The 19,443-nt window shown below is 65.4% G+C and carries 14 protein-coding genes and 1 pseudogene; 2 read left to right on the top strand and 13 right to left on the bottom strand.

The genetic code is table 11. The features are described from left to right. Positions 1-68: 68 nt before the first annotated feature. From HUX88_RS21855 to HUX88_RS21840, 4 genes are all read right to left on the bottom strand, one after another. Positions 69-5,024 (bottom strand): two-component regulator propeller domain-containing protein, encoded by a 4,956-nt coding sequence (locus HUX88_RS21855; protein ID WP_229219453.1) that lies wholly within the window; start codon positions 5,022-5,024, stop codon positions 69-71. 65 nt (positions 5,025-5,089) lie between these two features. After that, entirely contained in the window at positions 5,090-6,265 is a 1,176-nt protein-coding gene (locus HUX88_RS21850) for a patatin-like phospholipase family protein (RefSeq protein WP_117014689.1), read from the bottom strand. 48 nt (positions 6,266-6,313) lie between these two features. After that, the gene (ggt, locus tag HUX88_RS21845) at positions 6,314-8,104 is read right to left on the bottom strand and encodes a gamma-glutamyltransferase (protein WP_176363103.1); all 1,791 of its coding nucleotides are present in this window, start codon (positions 8,102-8,104) and stop codon (positions 6,314-6,316) included. Positions 8,105-8,180: 76 nt separating this feature from the next. Further along, positions 8,181-8,939, bottom strand: coding sequence for a 3-hydroxyacyl-CoA dehydrogenase (locus HUX88_RS21840; RefSeq protein WP_176363102.1), 759 nt, complete (start codon positions 8,937-8,939; stop codon positions 8,181-8,183). Between the two features lie 142 nt (positions 8,940-9,081). On the opposite strand from HUX88_RS21840, the gene HUX88_RS21835 reads away from it, so the two are divergent. Together HUX88_RS21835 and HUX88_RS21830 are read left to right on the top strand one after the other, a co-directional pair. Further along, a complete protein-coding gene (locus HUX88_RS21835) occupies positions 9,082-10,026 on the top strand; it encodes an acyltransferase family protein (protein WP_176363101.1) in 945 nt (314 codons plus the stop codon). 166 nt (positions 10,027-10,192) lie between these two features. Beyond that, positions 10,193-10,843: a hypothetical protein gene (locus tag HUX88_RS21830; RefSeq protein WP_229219452.1), complete on the top strand. Its 651-nt coding sequence runs from the start codon at positions 10,193-10,195 to the stop codon at positions 10,841-10,843. A gap of 38 nt (positions 10,844-10,881) precedes the next feature. On the opposite strand, the gene HUX88_RS21825 is transcribed toward HUX88_RS21830, so the two are convergent. The 9 genes and pseudogenes from HUX88_RS21825 to HUX88_RS21785 form a co-directional block, all read right to left on the bottom strand. Continuing rightward, complete coding sequence (locus HUX88_RS21825; protein ID WP_117014694.1) at positions 10,882-11,334, bottom strand: hypothetical protein; 453 nt, start codon at positions 11,332-11,334, stop codon at positions 10,882-10,884. After that, on the bottom strand, positions 11,331-11,744 hold the full coding sequence (locus tag HUX88_RS21820) for a hypothetical protein (RefSeq protein ID WP_176363100.1): 414 nt from the start codon (positions 11,742-11,744) through the stop codon (positions 11,331-11,333). Before HUX88_RS21820 ends, HUX88_RS21825 begins: the two co-directional genes overlap by 4 nt. A gap of 81 nt (positions 11,745-11,825) precedes the next feature. Continuing rightward, positions 11,826-13,751 carry a hypothetical protein gene (locus tag HUX88_RS21815; RefSeq protein WP_217916393.1) on the bottom strand — a complete coding sequence of 642 codons (1,926 nt, stop codon included), beginning with the start codon at positions 13,749-13,751 and terminating at the stop codon, positions 11,826-11,828. 27 nt (positions 13,752-13,778) lie between these two features. Then, positions 13,779-15,971, bottom strand: a complete 2,193-nt coding sequence (locus HUX88_RS21810; RefSeq protein WP_176363098.1) for a sodium-translocating pyrophosphatase — start codon at positions 15,969-15,971, stop codon at positions 13,779-13,781. 182 nt (positions 15,972-16,153) lie between these two features. After that, positions 16,154-16,810, bottom strand: coding sequence for an adenylate kinase (gene adk / locus HUX88_RS21805; protein WP_117014698.1), 657 nt, complete (start codon positions 16,808-16,810; stop codon positions 16,154-16,156). 216 nt (positions 16,811-17,026) lie between these two features. After that, the gene (kdsB, locus tag HUX88_RS21800) at positions 17,027-17,773 is read right to left on the bottom strand and encodes a 3-deoxy-manno-octulosonate cytidylyltransferase (protein ID WP_176363097.1); all 747 of its coding nucleotides are present in this window, start codon (positions 17,771-17,773) and stop codon (positions 17,027-17,029) included. 3 nt (positions 17,774-17,776) lie between these two features. Next, positions 17,777-17,953, bottom strand: a complete 177-nt coding sequence (locus HUX88_RS21795) for a Trm112 family protein (RefSeq protein ID WP_161097198.1) — start codon at positions 17,951-17,953, stop codon at positions 17,777-17,779. Then, positions 17,934-19,008 (bottom strand): annotated as a pseudogene (gene lpxK, locus HUX88_RS21790) (tetraacyldisaccharide 4'-kinase). The gene HUX88_RS21795 and the pseudogene lpxK overlap by 20 nt, the downstream one beginning before the upstream one ends. Beyond that, positions 19,009-19,443 carry a biopolymer transporter ExbD gene (locus HUX88_RS21785; RefSeq protein ID WP_117014702.1) on the bottom strand — a complete coding sequence of 145 codons (435 nt, stop codon included), beginning with the start codon at positions 19,441-19,443 and terminating at the stop codon, positions 19,009-19,011.

Here is a 19,443-nt window from a genome sequence, read left to right as displayed (position 1 = left end):
GCGATATTACATGAAAAACAGGGGTAATATGTCCAGGACATCGAAGGATTTGTGCGAATGACGTCAGCTTACGAAGTGCTAGCCGCGCCGGCGCGCGCCAGCAAGGCGCGCAACTGGGGCATGGCTTCGGCGATGCGCGCCCAGTTGCCATGGTCGGCGTCGAGTTCCAGTTCGCCGCACAGGGCCTGCAGTTCCTGCTCCTCCAGATAGCCGGCGCTGCCCTTCATGCCGTGCAGCAGGCGGCTGGCGGTATCGGCGTCGGCCTGGTCGACGGCGCGCTCCAGGTCCGCCAGCCGCAGCGGCGCGTCCTGCAGGAAGGCGCCGCGCAGGCGCAGTTTCAGGTCGCTGCCGCCGCTGTGCTGCGCCAGCCGGGCCGGCTCCTCCGGGCCCGGCGCCACGCCGAACATCGCATCGAGTTCCGGCGTGCCGTGCGCCGGATCGTGGCGCGGCTCCATGCGCGGCAGCTGGAAGCCCCGCTGCAGCTGGCGTTCGATGGCGCGGCTCAACTGGAAGTGCAGCTTGTCCTCGTCGATCGGCTTGGTGAGGAAGTCGTCCATGCCGGAGGCCAGGTAGCGGCTGCGGTCCTCCTCGCTGGCGTTGGCGGTCAGCGCGATGATCATCAGTTCCTGGTCGCGCACCGGCATCGCCTCGGTGCCGCCGGAGCGGATCATGCGGGTGGCGCTGGCGCCGTCCATCTCCGGCATGCGGCCATCCATCAGGATCAAGTCGTAGCGCGTGAGCGAGCAGGCCTTGACGGCCAACGCGCCGTTGGCGGCGATATCGACCTTGTGGCCCAGGTCCTCCAGCATCATGCGGATGATGATCTGGTTGGTCGGGAAGTCCTCCGCGCACAGCACCTTGAGCTGGTGGCTGTGCGGCTCGCGCGGCACGTGCGGCACCAGCGGCGGCGGCACGCCGTTCGCCAGCGGCAGTTCGAACGAGAACACGCTGCCCTCGCCCGGCGCGCTGACGGCGTTGATGCCGCCGCCCATCAGCTCGACCAGCTGGCGGCAGATCGCCAGTCCCAGGCCGGTGCCGCCGTAGCGGCGGGTGGTGGAGGCGTCGGCCTGCTCGAACTGCTGGAACAGGCGCGGGATGGCGGCGGCCTCGATGCCGATGCCGGTGTCGGCGACGCTGAAGCGGATGCGGTTGAGCGCCCCCTTGTAGCCGGCGCGGGCGCGCGCGTCGTCCTCCTGCGGCACGCGCTCCACGCGCATCCGCACCGACCCGTGCTCGGTGAACTTGAAGGCGTTGCCGACCAGGTTGACCAGCACCTGGCGCAGGCGCGTCGGATCGCCGACGACGAACTGCGGCAGGCCCTCGCCGAACTCCAGGCTGAATTCGACGCTGTGCGCGGCGGCCTGCTCCTCGAACAGGCTGACCACGTTCTCCACCGCCGCCGACAGCGAGAAGTCGATGTTCTCGATGGTCAGCTTGCCCGCTTCGATCTTCGAGAAGTCCAGCAGGTCGTTGATGATCGACAGCAGCGACTGCGCGCTGGCCTGGCCGCGCAGGATCTGCTCGCGCGTGCCGACCGCCAGCCGGCTGTCGCGCAGCGCGAAGTTCAGCATGCCGATCACGCCGGCCAGCGGGGTACGCATCTCGTGGCTCATATTGGCCAGGAATTCGGACTTCTGGCGCGTGGCGTCTTCCGCCTTCTGCTTGGCCAGGCGCAGGCGCTCGTCGTTCTCCTGCAAGGCGCGGTTGGCCAGCGCCAGCTCCTCGGTGTGCAGGCGCACCTGGCGCTCCTGCTGCAGCAACTGGGCCTGGGTCTGGCGCAGCTCCTGCAGCGTTTCCTCCAGCTGCTGGTAGGCGCGCGCGTTTTCCAGGCCGGCGGCGGCGTGCGAGGCCAGCGTCTGCAACATGTCCATGTGCACCTGCTGGTAGCAGTTCTTCTCGACGCTCTGCACGCACAGCAGGCCGACCACCTTGTCGTTGGCCACCAGCGGCGCGTACATCATCGACTGCGCCACGGCGGCCGGCGCGCCGTCCTCGCGCACGCAGGTCACCAGCATGTCCAGGCCCGATTCATCCATGTAGTCGCGGTATTCGGCCTGGAAGTCGTTGATGAACACCGGCTTGCGCTGCCTCAGGCACCACACCGCCAGCTGGTTGGGCTGGTCCAGGGGGCGCTGGTAGGGCAAGGTGCGCACACCGGCGTCGATGGCGAAGGGGAAGTCGATCACGCCCTCGTCCTCGCGCACGAAGCCGATGCCGAAGATCTGCGCGTCCATCAGGTGGTGCACGTGGCGGTACAGCGTACGCATGGAGGTTTCCATGTCCAGCGTGGCGCTCATTTCGCGACCCAGTTCGCTCAGCACCGAGATGTTGCGGTGCGCCTGTTCCACGTTCTCCTTCTGCCGCTCGACCTCCACCTTTTGCCGCTCGGTGTCGACGCGACGCTGCTCGGCCTCGGCGCGCTGGGCCTCGGCCTCCAGGCGGCGCTGTTCCAGTTCGCGCTTCTGCTGTTGCAGCAGCAGGTTCTTTTGCTCGACTTCCGCCGTGCGCGAGCCGACCAGCTCCTCCAGCCGCTGCTGCTGGTGGTGCAGGCTGCGCACGCGCGCGTGATAGGCGGCCCAGGCGGCGCCGGCCAACGCCACGCCCAACAGGCCGCGGAACCACCAGGTCTTCCAGAACGGCGGCAGGATGGTGATCTCCAGCGTGGCCGCGTTGTCGTTCCAGATGCCGTCCTTGTTGGCGGCCTTGACGCGGAAGGTGTACTGGCCGGGATCGAGGTTGGTGTAGGTGGCGAAGCGCTTGGTGGAATCGGTGACCACCCAGTCCTCGTCGAAGCCCTGCAGCTGGTAGGCGAAGCGGTTGCGCTGCGGCGCCGCGTAGTGCAGCGCCGCGAACTCCAGCGAGAACACGGAGTCGGCCTCCAGCAGCGTCAGCGCGCTGGTGTGCTCGATCGCCACCTTCAGCACGTCGGGATGGTCGCCCTGCCCCGGCCAGAGCGACTTGTTGAAGATCTGGAAGTCGGTGATGGCGACGGCCGGCGCCACGCTGTTCTCGCGCACCTCCGGCGGCGCGAACGCGGTGATGCCGTTGAAGCCGCCGAAGTACAGCGTGCCGTCCGGCGTGCGCAGCGCGGAGCCGTCGAAGTAGGCGCCTTCGATGGTGCCGTCGGCGCCGCCGTAGTTGCGCACCAGGCCCGTCTCGGTGTTCAGGCGCGACAGGCCGCTGTTGGTGCTCAACCAGAGATTGCCCGCGTCGTCCGGCAGGATGGAGGCGATGGCGTCGTCGGCGATGCCGTCCTTGCGCAGGTAGCGGCGGAAGCGGATGGCGCCGTCGGCCGCCACCTCCATCTTGTTCAGGCCCGCCGCCGTGCCGACCCAGATGGTGCCGCGCCCGTCCTCGTACAGGTAGTGGACCTCGTCGTGACTGAGGCTGAACGGGTCGGCCGGGTCGCGCCGGAAGTGGCGGAACTTGCCGCTCTTGCGGTCCAGCAGATCGAGGCCGTTGAAGGTGCCCACCCACAGCTGGCCCTTGCGGTCCTCCAGGATGGGCCGCACCACGTTGTCGGCCAGGCTGCTGCTGTCGGACGGATCGTGGCGGAAGGTATGCACGTCCATGGTCTGCGGGTCCAGGCGGTGCAGGCCGCCGCGCGAGGCGATCCACAGGATGCCGCCGCGGTCGCCGACGATGTTGCGGATGGTGTCGCTGGCGGGGTCGCCGCGCACGAAGGACAGCGCCTTGATCGCGCCGCTCGCCACGTCCAGGTGGTTGACGCCGGCCCGCCCGCCTATCCACATATTGCCGTTCTTCTCGCGCCACAGCGCGGTGACCTGGTCGTCGCTCAAGCTGTTGGCGCGCAGCGGATCGTGGCGCCACACCTTGCCCTCGCCGCTGACCGGATCGTACAGATTCAGGCCGCCGCTGCTGCCCAGCCACAGCTGGCCGCGCGCCTCGGCGACGATGGCGCGCACCTTGTTGTCCGACAGGGTGTTGGGGATGTCGGCCTGGCGCACGATGCGGGCGAAGCCGCCGCTGCCCAGGTCCACGCGGCTGGCGCCGTCGTTCCAGGTGCCGACCCAGAAGGTGCCGACACGGTCGCGGAACAGCGCCGAAATCTGGTTGTCCGCCACGCTGTGGCTATCGCTGAATTGATGTAGATACTGTACCAGCCGGTTCTCCGCCGGCAGCCAGCGCAGCAGGCCGTCGGCCTGGGTGCCGACCCAGACGTTGGTCTCGGCGTCGACGTACAACGTGGTGACGCTCATGCCCGGCTTCATGCCCTCGTGCGCGCCGAGGCGGCGGCGCTGCGGCTCCTTGCCCAGCAAACGCCATTGTTCCAGGCCGCCCAGCGTGCCCACCCACAGCGTCTGCGCGCTGTCGACCTGCAGCGCCAGCACGGCGTTGAATTTGCTGTCGCCGTGGGCGTCGATGGTGAAGTGCTGGAAGCGCGCCTCGCCCGGCGCCAACATATCGAGGCCGGTGGCGGTGGCCACCCACAGGCGGCCGGCGGCGTCCAGCGCCAGCGCGTTGACCTGGTCGTTGGCCAGGCTGCCGGCATCGGCCGGATCATGGTGCCAGCTGGTGAAGCGCTGGGTGGCCGGGTTGAAGTGATGCAGGCCGTCGGCGCTGGCCAGCCACAGGCCGCCCTCGCCGTCGTCGGCGATGGCGCGCACGTGGCGGTTGCCGTTGCCGCGCTGCGCCGATTCGTGCGGCAGGAAATGGGTGAAGGTCTTAGTGGTGGGCTCGTAGCGATCCAGGCCGCCGTCGGTGCCCACCCACAGCTGGCCGGCGCGGTCCAGGTGCAGCACGCGCACCCAGTTGTCGACCAGGCTGCGCGGGTCGGAGACGGCGCTCTTGTAGGTGACGGTGCGGTAGCCGTCGAAGCGGGTCAGGCCGGCCTGGGTGCCCAGCCAGACGAAGCCCTGCTTGTCCTGGGCGATGGCCAGCACCGATTCCTGCGCCAGCCCGTGTTCGACGCTGAGCTGCTCGAAGCGCAGCGTGCGCGGAGGGGCGCCGGCCCATGCGGCGGCAGCGCCCAGGCCCCACAACAGCAGGACGGGCAGCAGCAAGCGGCTACAGAGGCGTGTCAAAAACAGCAAAAAACTCCCGTCGGTCAGGTATCCATGCGCAGAATTCAGGATTCGAAAAAGGCCAGCACATCGTCCTTGCGCGCGTGCGTGTCGCGCTGTCCGAGCCGAATCAACTCGCAAGTATATGTCGATTCGAACAACAGGTACGACGCGAGCGCGGCGCCGCGCGTTTCGGTGGCGCCTATCCCGGACAGCATGGTGCGTATCGGCGCCGGCAGACTGGCGATGTGGCGGCTGGCGATGTCGTCGAGCCGCTCGGACGGCGCGATCACCAGCAGCTGCACCGGCTTGAGCGGCGTCTGCGACAGCAGCTCCGGCGGCAGCATGGACAGCGTCTTGTTGATGCGCTCCAGCCGTTCGATGTCCACCGCCAGGCTGTCGAGGAAGATCGACGACATCGCGTGGCCGGCGATCTGCGCCAGGCTGGGATAGCGCGCCGCGCTCTTCTCGGCGGCGCTGCGGGCCGGCTCGGTCAGGCGCCCCGCCCCGACCACCAGCACCTTGCTGGCGCCCAGGTGGATGGCCGGCGAGATCGGCGCCAGCTGGCGCATCGAACCGTCGCCGCAGTATTCGCGGTGGCCGCCCATGTACAGCGGCGTGGCCGGGAAGATGAACGGGATCGCCGACGACGCCAGCAGATGCTCGACGCCGATCTGGTCCTGCAGGGCCACGCGCTGCATGCGTATCCACGGCGCGATGTCGGCGGCGGTCTGATAGAACGTCATGTGGTTGCCGGCGGTGTAGGACGAGGCGGTGACGGCCAGCGCGTGCAGCAGGCCCTCGGACAGCACGCTGTCCAGGCGCGGCAAATCGAGCATGCGGTGCAGCAGGCCGACCAGCGGGGTATTGTCCAGCAGCGACGCGGGCGGCGCGGCGCGCCATTTGCGCAGCAGCCAGCCGAACGACAGCAGCGACAGCCAGCGCGCACCGGAGCGGATCACGCCCAGCGAGTCGGCGCGGTAGACCTGCCCCACCTCGATGTTCTGCCAGACGTCGAGCAGCTTCTGCACACCCTCGCCGAAGTTATCGGCGCGGCAGGCCAGCGCGGTGGCGTTGATGGCGCCGGCCGAGGTGCCGCAGATGATGTCGAACGGATTGCGCGCCGGCGGCCAGCCCGCTTCCCACAGTATCTCCGAGATCGCCTGCAGCACGCCGACCTGGTAGGCGGCGCGGGCGCCGCCGCCCGTCAGGATCAATCCTGTTTTCTTTTGAATTCCCATACGACAAGGTTAGCAGGGTATGCCGGATTTGGGGAGCGTTTGACGGCTTTAGTCACCTAATACGACACCTTCGCGACGGGGATCGGCGCCGCCGAACCACTGTTCCTTGCCGCCGACCGTGCGGCGCTGGATGCCCTGCAGGCCGGAGTTGAGCTCGAACTCGCGCACCTGGTGGCCGCGCGCCTTGAGCTGCTCGACCACCGCCGGCGCCACGCGGCCCGCTTCCAGTTCGGTCGGGCCGTTGCGGCTGCCGATATTGGGCAGGCTGATGGCCTGCTGCACGTCGAGCTGCCAGTCCAGCGTGCCGACCAACACCTTGGCCACGTAGTTGATGATGGCCGAGCCGCCCGGCGAGCCGGTGGCCAGCACCAGCTGGTGCGTGCCCTTGTCGAACACCAGCGTCGGCGACATCGCGCTGCGCGGGCGTTTGCCGGCCTGCACGCGGTTGGCGATCGGGCCGTTCTCGTCCTGCGAATCGAAGGAGAAGTCGGTCAGCTGGTTGTTCAGCATGAAGCCGTCGACCATCTGGCGCGCGCCGAAGGCGTCTTCCACCGAGGTGGTCATCGACAGGCCGCCGCCGTAGGCGTCCACCGCCACCAGGTGCGAGGTGGACGGCTTGTCGATGGCGGTGTCGGCGCCCCACGCGACCTGCATCGTGGCCGGCGTGCCGTAGTTGGCGTGGCCCATGGATTTTTCGCCGATCAGCGAGGCGCGCTGCTTCAGGTAGCCCTTGTCCAGCAGCGCGGCCACGCCCTTGCCGGGCAGCGGCACGAAGTCGGTGTCGGCGACGTAGCGGTTGCGGTCCGCGTAGGCCAGGCGTCCGGCCTCGCTGAACAGGTGGATGCCCTCGGCCGTCAGCATGCCGTTGACCGGCTTGTACGGGCTGATGTCCTTCGCTTCCAGGATGCCCAGCATCTGCGCGATGGCGATGCCGCCCGACGACGGCGGCGGCGCGCCGCACACGGTCCATGCCTTGTAGTCGCTGCAGACCGGCGTGCGTTCCTTGGCCTGGTAGCCGGCGATGTCGGCGACGGTCAGCTTGCCGGGATTGGTCGGATGGCCGGCCACCTTGGCGGCGATGTCGCGCGCGATGCGGCCCTTGTAGAAGGCGTCGGCGCCGCCGTCGGCGATCTCGCGCAGCGTGCGCGCCAGTTCGGGGTTCTTCAGCAGGTAGCCGACCGGGCGCGGTTTGCCGTCCTCGCCGAAGAAGTAGGCCTTGGCGACCGGGTCGCGTGCCAGATAGCGGTCCCAGCTGAGCAGCGCGTTCAGGCGCGGGCTGACATTGAAGCCCTCTTCGGCCAGCTTGATGGCCGGCGCGAACAGCGCCTTCCACGGCAGCTTGCCGTGCTCCTTGTGCGCCAGCTCCAGCATCCGCAGCACGCCGGGCGCGCCGACCGAGCGGCCGCCGATCACGCCGATCTCGCGCGAAACCGGTTTGCCGTCCTTGTCCTGGAACAGATGTTCGTCCGCCGTGGCGGGCGCGGTTTCGCGGCCGTCGTAGGATTGCACGCGCTTGCCGTCGGAGTACAGCAGGAAGGAACCGCCGCCAATGCCTGACGATTGCGGCTCCACCAGCGTGAGCACCAGCTGGGTGGCGATGGCCGCATCGATGGCGGCGCCGCCCTGCTTGAGCATCTGGTAGCCGGCCTGGGTGGCCAGCGGGTTGGCCGCCGCCACCATGAATTTTTGCGCGGACTTGCCGGCTTTTTCAGCGTAGCCGGTGGCGATTTCGGGCGCCACGTCGGCGCCGGTGCGTTGTGCGTAGACCGGCGCGTTCAACGCGGCCAGCAGCGGAAGGGACAGCGCGAGGCTCAGCGCCAAAGGCTTCAAACGGAACATGGACTCTCCAAAATAAGAGGCGCGCGGCCGGGCCCGCCCGATCCTCTGGCATCCTACACGAAATCGTGTAAACCGTTTACTTCGGCTGCATGCGGATGGCGCCGTCCAGGCGGATGGTCTCGCCGTTCAGCATGGTGTTCTCGATGATGGTCTTGGCCAGGTGGGCGTATTCGTCCGGACGGCCCAGGCGCGGCGGGAACGGCACCATATTGCCCAGCGCGGAGCGCACTTCCTCCGGCATGCCCATCAACATCGGGGTTTCGAAGATGCCGGGGGCGATGGTCATCACGCGGATGGCGCTGCGCGACAGGTCGCGCGCCATCGGCAAGGTCAGGCCGGCGACGGCGGCCTTGGAGGCGGCGTAGGCGGCCTGGCCGATCTGGCCGTCGAAGGCCGCGACCGAGGCGGTGTTGATGATCACGCCGCGTTCGCCGCTGTCGGTGGCGGCGGTCTTGCCCATGGCGTCGGCGGCCAGGCGGGCCATGTTGAAGGTGCCGACCAGGTTGATGTTGACGGTGCGCTGGAACACGTCCAGCGGGTGCGGGCCGTCCTTGCCGACGGTCTTGACGGCCGGCGCCACGCCGGCGCAATTGATCAGGCCGCGCAGCGTGCCCAGCGCGAGGGCGGCGTCGACCACGGCCTTGCCGTCCGCTTCCGAGGTGACGTCGCACTTGACGAAGACGGCCTTGAGCTCGGCGGCCAGCGCCTCGCCCGGCTCGACCTGCACGTCGGCCAGCACGACCTTGCCGCCCTGCTCCACGATCATGCGCGCGGTGGCGGCGCCCAGGCCCGACGCGCCGCCGGTGACGATGAATACGTTGTTCTGAATTTGCATGTGTGTCCCTATCTGTTTTTATTTGACGTTTACGTTAACGTCACATCGCAATTGTAGCGAATTTTTCAGCGGAGTTGAGGAAAAAGCGCAAGAGGGCGGCCGCCCCGCCATGCTACCGTTTGCGTCCGACTGCGGAGGAGCCATGGACGCCAGGATCAGCCTCAACTTTTCCATCGCCAAGGTGATCGCGATCTTCACCGTGGTCGCCGGCCATTGGTTTTCGCCGTCGATCCTGTGGATACCGGTGACGGTCGGGCTGTTTATCTTCGCGTTTTCGTCGGGATACTTCACTGCGCGCAGGTACGGGCCGGAGCTCGATATCCGGCTTTTTTGGAGGACGAAGCTGGAGCGGCTGGGCGTGCGCTACTGGGTCATCCTGGGATTCCTCGCCGTCGTGGTCGCGTTCCGTGGCGGCGCGCTGCTTCATTGGCACACGCTGGTGCATTTTCTCGGACTGTCGGGCGTGCTGAACTGGCTCGATATCCGCAACCGCAGCGGGCTGGGCGCCGGCCTGTGGTTCTTCACGCTGTTGCTGGTGTTTTATGCGGTGTATCCCCTGCTTGCGAAGCTTTGCCGGCCGAAACGACGCGCCGCCGTGGCCGCGGTGACTTCAACCGCCATGGCGATTTATCTTGAAGAGCACTCCGATATCGGCCATGAGCTTTGGCTGACGTCGCTGGGTTTTATCCTCGGCGTGGCGTACGGCATGCAAGGGCCGAAGCTGCGCGCCTGGCCGGCGGCGGCCAGCGCCGCGCTCGGGGGCGCCGGCCTGCTTGTCGCGCACCGCATCGGGCTCCAGGGCGCCAATACAACCCTCATCGCCATCACGGGTATCGCCTGCACCATGTGGCTGACCAACGCCACCCGCTTCAACTGGCGCGGCTTTTCACGGCTGGCGCGCCTCGAAGATTATCTCCTCGAAATTTTCCTGATTCACAGCTATCTGTTTTTGCACCCCAGCCACAACACCCTGCTGGATCTGTCTTTTTCGGTCACAGTCATCGTCGCGGTGGCCGCAGGCCTGCACCGCACCGGAAACTGGATATCGTCAAAAATCGTGTCGCGCCGCGCAACCGCGAGCGCCTGATCTCCGGCGCCCGCAAGGGGTATGCACACGGGGTGCTCCTCCACGGCCCTTCTAGCAAACCTTCGATTTTCTGTTCGATTTTCTTCGATTTCTTCAAGCTTTGAACTATTCCCGGACTTCCCGGTCTAAATATGGGAAAACCGAAGAAAATAGGGGAGAAAATCGAATGAATACTACAATGAGCGTGCAACTGCCCACCGATACCCTGCTCAAGCTGATCGAGAAGCTGCGCCGCCGTGGCGGCTCGCAAGACCTGTCGGAAGCCATGGCCCAGGCCATCGAATGCTGGCTGTCGGACCCGGCCAGATTCGAGCCGGGCGCGGACCTGTCGGGCATACACGGCTACCAATGGAAATCCCTGTTCCTCCCCGAAGGCACCGTGTTGAAATCCTGGAGCTACGGCGAAACCAATTACGCGCGCGTCGAAGGCGACCAGATCATCCACAACGGCCACGCCGTTTCGCCGAACCAGTTCGCCCAATCGTTCGCCCATTCGACACGCAATGCATGGCAGGATTTATACGTTCGCCGCCCGGGCGACAAGAGCTTCAAATCCGCGCGCCGACTGCGCGACGAACTGATCGCCGCAGCGAAGGCGCCTGCGGCAACGCCTGCCGCTACGGCCATGTCAGTCCCAGCCCTGGTCCCTGTACCTGCCGCAGTCCCGCCATTGCCTGCTGCGCCAGCGCCAGCGTCACCCGCGCCACAGGCAGCGCCGGCGGCCACTACTCCACCGCGCAACACCGACCGCGAACCCGGCTGGGACTTGCCGGAGCGCAGAAAATTCCGCTACCGGCTGGAAGACGTCGCCTATTAGTTCAGCAAAACTCGTGCTGCTCACCTGCTAAAAGACACCTAGCACTGCAGCCAGACGCCGTTGCGGTTACAGACTTTGCCGGAGGGAGAGATGGCGGTGCCGGGACCGGCGTTGTTGATGTGGGTGCCGTTGGCGTCGTTACAGCCGGTGGGTCCGCAGTTATTCAGGGCCTTCGGTGCGTTGGGCGGATTGAGCAGGGTTTGCAGCGACGGCGACGGCGGCGCGGCGGGCATCGCCACTTGCGGCGCCTGCTTGACGACGGGCATGCGCTGGATGATCTGCGGGACCGGACGGCGCGGCATCGGCTTGCGCGCCGGCGCCGTGCGGCAGGGTTCGACAGCCAACCGCAGGCCGTCGGCGCTGAGCGTGCAGACCGGCAGTTTGGCGTATTCGCGGAGCTCGGGGCTGGCCGCGCCCGCTGCCGGCGCCTGGGCGATGGCTGGCGCGCCGGGCAGCGCCAGCATCAGGCAAAGTACGGCGCGCGGCATCATGGCGGCGGCACCACGGTGGCGACCAGCATGCGCCACGGCAGCAGGCAGGCTGTAATGTTGGGATAGTAGCCGCGTGGATTATCGCAGTAGTACAGCCTTCGCGACGATACGCCAGCGTCGGCCGGCGGCAGGAACAGCGGCGCGTCGGCGTAGTAGCCGGGCGGGTAGTAATAGCCATCGTAATACGGGCCGTAGTAGCGGTAACGCGGCCAGTAGACCGGCGCGCCGATGAAGACGCCGCCGCGCACATAGCCATGGCCGTGATGGTAGCCATGGCCGCCGCCCCAGCCGCCATGGAAATGGCCGTGGCCACCTCCTCCTCCGTGGCCATGCCCCTGCGCCCAGGCATATGGGCAGGTCAGCGCTCCCAACAGGAAGGCCAACAGCAATGCCGGTTTCAACAAGTTCATGGTCTCACCTCGCGTAGTGCTACACCTTTCATTATTAGCAGGTGTAGCACCAGAGGGAAGCGTTTGAAACAATTGGTAACCTTAGTCCGGCAAACGGATCCGGAAATAGATCAATTTCAGCTGACCTTGATTTTTAAGATCGTCCCCAAAACACATCGCGGCAGGATACGCACTTCGGGACGTCTTGGAGACGATATCATTAGCAAACTCCTTGGCACAAGCATTCATATAGCCATCGATAGAACCGCTACGCGCATTGCCACCTCGCGGTGTCGCAAGGTAAATACGCCCTTGGGTGGCGTACCTCGTATATGCCCAGCCCAAGTCAAACGGCGCGAATTTATTTGACAAATCGGTAGCGAGTTCCAACGAGAAGCCGGTGTCGCCATTCCCAGCGGCTATCTCTTTCAAGCGATATACTTTAAATTCGGTCATTCTCTGCCCAAGCCCGTTCCAGATCACGTACAAACGCTGTTTCGCGTCCTCTACAATCCGCGCACTTCCATAAGTCAGCCCCGCCAGGGATCCAGAATAAATTGACGTACCCGTTGCAGCATCCATAACGGCCAACTCCAATGTCCTGTTAGCCGATACCGACTTGCCGTCAGTCGGTTCTTTAAGGGCGATCGAGAAAGCCCTCCCGCGAGTATCGACATAAGCTTCCAACTGCTCCAAATGCGGAGCAACGGTTGCGGTGAGCGCCGTTGATGGATCAGGGAGCGTCAGTGGCGCCTGGACGACGTTAGCGTGCCCATCCGGAAAGGTAAAACTATTTATACCGTTAAACACGTATGTAAAGGCGGCGTTCTTGGGGTATCCCGCGACGCTATTTTCCAAGTCGGACTGAGCCAGCGTTAAAAACTGTGCTCCCGCCACGCCAGGGAAAACATAGTCATACGCAAAACGGTGCCCGATCCGGGCAGAGACGAATGGCCCGAACGACTGCCCCTTCTGCGTCTCGGTTGTACAGATATACTGCGTGTAGGTATCCGCTGTACTGCGGCCTTCATGCGACGCCTTTAAACATATCTGCCCCTCCTGGCCGATTCCGGCATTTCCGTAATGCCGCTGTTTTGCGGTTCCCGTATCCCAGTCGCCCGGAATCGGCGTCATGACGAAATCCGGCCCAACACCCATCGCAGGGTAGCCACCCGGGTGAGCGATGACATACACCTTGTCGGTGAGCGGCGACCGCAACAAGTGTGCCTCATCGAACGACAGGCCGGAAGCCACGAACGCCCATGCACCGGTCACAGCATCGCGCTTGACCAACTCCCAGCCCTCATCCTTGCCCGCCGCCCCCGTGAGCCGCAAGCTGAGCATATACACCGTACCGTCGGCAGTGGTCACAATACGCGACATATGCCCACCCCACTCGTTGCCGGGTGACCAAGGCTTGATAGTCCCATCCCCTTGTGGTGTGTTTTGAAGGCCATCGCTTCTTACCAGCTCGAATCTCTCCAACTGCGGCGTGGTGACATACGAATACAAGTGGGGCTGCTTGGTCAACGTCCGGACCGACGAGGCATCCTGAACTTCGAACACGAGGTCATCCGCTTGTCCCGCCAACACTGGCGCATCGATAACGCTACGGTCAATCTTCAAACGCACCTTGCCGCCGGAAGTCCAGTAGCCGACTTCGCCGACTTTGGCCCAGCTCCAGATGCTACCGGACGTAGTGGCCGTGTATTTATACAGAACGCCGTTTTCAACCAGGAATTCACTGCCGATGCCGCCCTTGGCATAGCCGGTAGTTGATGTTTGATCCGCATCGATAAACACCCGGACAAAGCTGGGCGTACCCGTGTAATCGAACTGATAGTAGACATAGGTTCCGTCATTGGACACCTGTGGATTCGAGATGGATAATCCCGTATCGGCGCTGGCGGCACCGATCATCAAGCTCAGAGACGACAGTAGAACAGCCCGGCGCACGGGCAATAGTTTCAACATGGATTTGGTCTCGCGGAAGTGGAAAAAGAAAAAGGCCCAAGGTGGACGAGGCATCGTCCGCCTTGGGCCTAATGATATCTTTTATTTAACAGATGGGGAAGCTGAATCCGGCGCGGAAGCGGGTGCGGCAGGCGCCACCAGAGTGTCCGTCGGCGGCGGCGGCGCCACCATCATCATCGGCGCCGGCGCGGTGATGGCCGTGACCGGCGCAGGCGCCGACACCGCCAGCCAGCCCGAAGCCGGCAGCAGCGGCACCAGCAGCAGCGCCACGATGTTGATGATCTTGATCAGCGGGTTGACCGCCGGCCCTGCCGTGTCCTTGTACGGATCGCCCACGGTGTCGCCGGTCACGGCCGCCTTGTGCGCGTCCGAACCCTTGCCGCCGAAGTGGCCGTCCTCGATGTATTTCTTGGCGTTGTCCCAGGCGCCGCCGCCAGTGGTCATCGAGATCGCCACGAACAGGCCGGTGACGATGGTCCCCATCAGCATGCCGCCCAGCGCGGCCGCCCCCAGCAGCATGCCGACGATGATCGGCACCACCACCGGCAGCAGCGACGGGATGATCATTTCCTTGATCGCCGACGCGGTCAGCATGTCGACCGCCTTGTCGTACTCCGGCTTGCCGGTGCCGTCCATGATACCCTTGATGTCGCGGAACTGGCGGCGCACCTCCACCACCACGGCGCCGGCGGCGCGGCCCACGGCCTCCATCGCCATCGCGCCGAACAGGTAGGGAATCAGGCCGCCGATGATCAGGCCGACGATCACCATCGGATTCGACAGGTCGAAGGTGACGCTCTTGCCGCTCGACTCCAGCGCGTGCGTGTAGTCGGCGAACAGCACCAGCGCGGCCAGCCCGGCCGAGCCGATCGCATAGCCCTTGGTGACGGCCTTGGTGGTGTTGCCCACCGCGTCCAGCGGATCGGTGATGGCGCGCACCGATTCCGGCATGCCCGACATCTCGGCGATGCCGCCGGCGTTGTCGGTGATCGGGCCGTAGGCGTCCAGCGCCACGACGATGCCGGCCATCGACAGCATCGACGTGGCCGCGATCGCCACGCCGTACAGCTGGCCCAGCTGGTACGACACCAGGATCGCCGCGCACACCGCCAGCACCGGATAGGCGGTGGACTTCATCGACACGCCCAGGCCGGCGATGATGTTGGTGCCGTGGCCGGTGGTCGAGGCTTCGGCGATATGCTTGACCGGCGCGAAATCGGTGCCGGTGTAGTACTCGGTGATGTAGACCATCAGCCCGGTCAGCACGATGCCGACCACGGTGCAGCCCATCATCTTCATACGCATGGCCTCGTCCGGCCAGATCTGCCACGTGACCACGGCGAAGCCGACCAGCGACAGGCCGGCCGCCCACCACAGCCCGGTGTACAGCGCCGACATGATCTTCTTGCCCGGCTTGGCCTTGACCATCGAGCAGCCGATGATGGAGGCGATGATAGACACCGCGCCCAGCAGCAGCGGATAGACGATGGCCGACGTCGGCGCCGACGTGATCAGCAAGGCGCCCAGCAGCATGGTGGCGATCAAGGTCACCACATAGGTTTCGAACAGGTCGGCCGCCATGCCGGCGCAATCGCCGACGTTGTCGCCGACGTTATCGGCGATCACCGCAGGATTGCGCGGATCGTCCTCCGGGATGCCGGCCTCCACCTTGCCCACCAGGTCGGCGCCGACGTCCGCGCCCTTGGTGAAGATGCCGCCGCCCAGCCGGGCGAAGATGGAAATGAGCGAGGCGCCGAAGGCCAGGCCGATCAGCGGCTTGATCACATCGTGCGGATTGAGCGGCGGGTTCGGCGCGCCCGGCGCCATCCCCACCAGGAACATATAGAACAGCACCACGCCCAGCAGGCCCAGGCCGACCACCAGCATGCCGGTGATGGCGCCGCCCTTGAAGGCGACGTCGAGCGCTTCGTTTATGCCCTTGGTGGCCGCCTGCGCCGTACGCACGTTGGCGCGCACCGAGACGTTCATGCCGATGAAGCCGCAGGCGCCGGACAGCACCGCGCCGATCAGGAAGCCGATGGCGGTCTTCATGTCGAGCAAGGCGGCAATGAGAATGAGCAGCACCAGGCCGACGATGCCGATGGTGCGGTACTGGCGCGCCAGATAGGCGGCGGCGCCCTGCTGGATGGCCAGCGCGATTTCCTGCATGCGGGCGTTGCCCGCGTCCTGGCGCAAAATCCAGCTTCGAGACCATAAACCGTAAATCACGGCGATTACGCCGCACGCAACTGCAAGCCAAAGACTAGCTGCCATAGTGTCCCCTTATTTTTATTGATCGAGCCTACAAACCCACACTTCAGAAAACCAACGCCCGCCGGGTAGGCAAGCGCAGCCAACTAAACCTGCGAACTGCATCACTTCATAAAACGGGATGGCATCCAGCCGATTTGCGAGCGCAAAAAAAAGCGGACACACGGTCCGCTCTACTTTAACGCTTATTCCGCCAGCGCGGCAAACGCGCTGTCACGAATTTGCTCTACCGGACCGACGCCGGCGATGCGGCGGTACTTCGGCGCGCCTGGCTGGCCCGACTGCGCCCAGTTGTTGTAGTAGCTGAGCAGCACTTCGGTCTGGTTATGGTAGACGTCCAGGCGCTTCTTGACGGTTTCGGCCTTGTCGTCGTCGCGCTGCACCAGCGGCTCGCCGGTGACGTCGTCCTTGCCTTCGACCTTGGGCGGGTTGAACTTGACGTGGTACACGCGGCCCGAGGCCGGATGGCTGCGGCGGCCGTCCATGCGCTCGATGATCGAGTCGTCCGGCACGTCGATTTCCAGCACGTAGTCGACCACCACGCCGCTGTCCTTCATCGCGTCCGCCTGCGCGATGGTGCGCGGGAAGCCATCGAACAGGTAGCCGTTGGCGCAGTCCGGCTCGGCCAGACGGTCCTTGACCAGGCCGATGATGATGTCATCCGATACCAAACCACCCGCATCCATCACCTTCTTGGCGGCCATGCCCATTTCCGTACCCGCCTTGATCGCGGCGCGCAGCATGTCGCCGGTCGAGATTTGCGGAATGTTATATTTTTCCTTGATGAAATTAGCCTGGGTGCCTTTGCCGGCTCCTGGTGCTCCTAAAAGAATAAGACGCATGAAAAATTCCTAAAACAGATATGGATGTGGGTTAGTTGGTATTGGATCGTACGAAACTTACCACAAAACTTCGTCTCAACGCCAATTTGTGACGGTTTGAACCGTTCTTAGCTGGCGAAACCGGGGTGCGGAGAGATATTCCGTATGAATATCGCACCGTTGTCTTCGTTATATCAGTTGTTACTGACTGCTGGCTGACGTGTTGTTTGATACAAATCAATAGAACTGCCGGACGCGGGCCAGGTCTTCCGGCGTGTCCACCCCGGCCGCAGGGGCCGAATCGGTCACGTGGACCGCGATGGGATAGCCGTGCCACAGCACGCGCAACTGTTCCAGTGCTTCGATCGATTCCAGCGGCGACACCTCCAGCGCCGGATAGGCTTGCAGGAAGTCGTTGCGGTAGGCGTACAGTCCGATGTGGCGGAGCGGCACGTAACCGTCCGGCAGCGTGGATTTAGACTGCGCAAAAGCGTCGCGGTTCCAGGGTATGGTCGCGCGCGAAAAATAAAGCGCCCTGCCGGCCTTGTCCAGCACCACCTTGACCACGTTCGGGTTGAAAGCGTCGGCGGCGTCGTGCAGCGGGTGGGCGCAGGTGGACATGGGGACGTCGGCGCCGATGCGCGCGGCGGCCGCCTGCAGCAAGGCCGGGTCGATCAGCGGCTCGTCGCCCTGCAGGTTGACGACCACTGCATCCGCCGGCAGGTTCAACGCGCGCGCCACCTCGGCGATGCGGTCGGTGCCGGACGGATGGTCGGCGCGGGTCATGCACACTTCCACGCCGTGCTGTGCGCAGGCGGCGCGGATGTCCTCGTGGTCGGTGGCGACGATGATGCGGGCCGCGCCGGCCAGTTGCGCGCGCTCGGCCACGCGCACCACCATGGGCTTGCCGCCCAGGTCGGCCAGCGGCTTGTTCGGCAGCCGGGTCGAGGCCAGGCGGGCCGGGATGATGACGATGAAGGACACCGCCTAGTCCGCCTTATCCTGCAGGGTGCGCGCCTCGTCGGCCCACATGATGGGGATGCCGTCGCGGATCGGGAAGGCCAGGCGGTCGCCCTTGCAAATCATTTCCTGATTCTTTTTATCGTACTCCAGGGGGCCTTTGCAGACCGGGCATACCAGGATATCAAGCAATCGAGCGTCCACGACATTTCTCCACAATTTGGTCGGCCAGCGCGCCGTCGAGGTGCGCCGTCACCGGGACGACCCATAGTCGCGGGTCGTCTCTGAGTTCTTCAATTTGCGCACATTTTACTGCATCCTTCTCTGTCATCAAGATCAGGTCGGCGTCGAGCGCGTCAAACGGGCGGTCCTGGAAGTCGTGATGGTCGGGCAAAGGCAGTTCCGTGATGCGCAGGCCGGCGGCCTTCAGCATGCCGAAGAAGCGCGCCGGATTGCCGATGCCGGCGGCGGCGGCCACGCGCAGGCCGGCGCGGTTGCTCGCTTCGGCCAGCTCGGCGAACGTGCGGCGCTGGCCGCGGTCGCGCAGTTGCTCGGCGTGCGCGCCGGCCCGCGTCATCTGGATGGGCGCCGCGCCGGCCGCGCGCCGACGGGCGCGCCAGCTCGTCGGTCAGCACCGGCGTGTTGACGACGGTGAAGTCGCGCCAGCGCGATACCGGCTCGCGCAGCGGGCCGGCCGGCAGCAGCCAGCCATTGCCGGCGCCGCGCCCGTCGAACAGGATGATCTCCACGTCGCGCTGCAGGGCGTAGTGCTGCAGGCCATCGTCGGTCAGCAGGATGTCCACCCCGGGATGGGCGGCCAGCAGCGCGCGGCCGGTGGCGGCGCGGTCGCGGCCCACCATCACCGGGCAGCCGGTGCGCTGCTTGATCAACAGCGGCTCGTCGCCGACCTGCGCCGGCGTGGATGCGGCGCTGACTTCGCGCACACTGCCGCCGTCGCCGCCGTGGCCGCGCGAGATCACGCCCGGCGTCATGCCGGCCGCCTGCAGCGCTTGCACCAGCCAGATGGTCAGCGGCGTCTTGCCGGTGCCGCCGATGTAGATATTCCCCACCACCACCACCGGCACCGGCAGCCGCGAGGACTTCAGCACGCCGACACGAAACAAGGCAGCCCGCAGGCCGCTGAGCGCGCGGAACAGCAGCGATACCGGCCACAAGGCGCAAGCAAGCGGGCCGCGCCGCAGCCAGTTGCGCGTCAGCGTGGCTTCCAGCGCCGACGATTTGGTGGGAGAGGTGGACACTTATTTCGCGGTGCTGGTCTGCGCGGCGAAAGTCAGCTTTTCATAGCCGGCGATGCGCGCCGCCTCCATCACATTGATGACCATCTGGTGCATCGCGAACTGGTCGGCGTTGACGATCACCACCGGCGACTTGCCGGCCGCGCCGCCCTTGTCGGCGGCGGCCTTCATGGCCTGCGCGAAGCCGGCCACGTCATGGAACGACACCGGCTCGCCGTTGATCGTGTAGTTGCCCTTGGCGTCCACCGTCACGTCCAGCTCGAACGGCTTGTCGGCCGCCTTCTGCGCGTCGGCGGTCGGCAGCGTGATCTGCAGTTCGGTGAACTTGCTGTAGGTGGTGGTCACCATCAGGAAGATCAGGATCACCAGCAGCACGTCGATGAACGGGATCAGGTTGATCTCGGGGTCTTCGCGATGCCGGCCTTTGCGGAAGTTCAT

The organism is Duganella sp. BJB1802, assembly GCF_013369445.1.
Classification (GTDB): domain Bacteria; phylum Pseudomonadota; class Gammaproteobacteria; order Burkholderiales; family Burkholderiaceae_D; genus Rugamonas; species Rugamonas vulcania_A.
The sequence above is the reverse complement of the archived record's forward strand: the minus strand, read 5'-3'. Positions and strand labels throughout refer to the sequence as shown.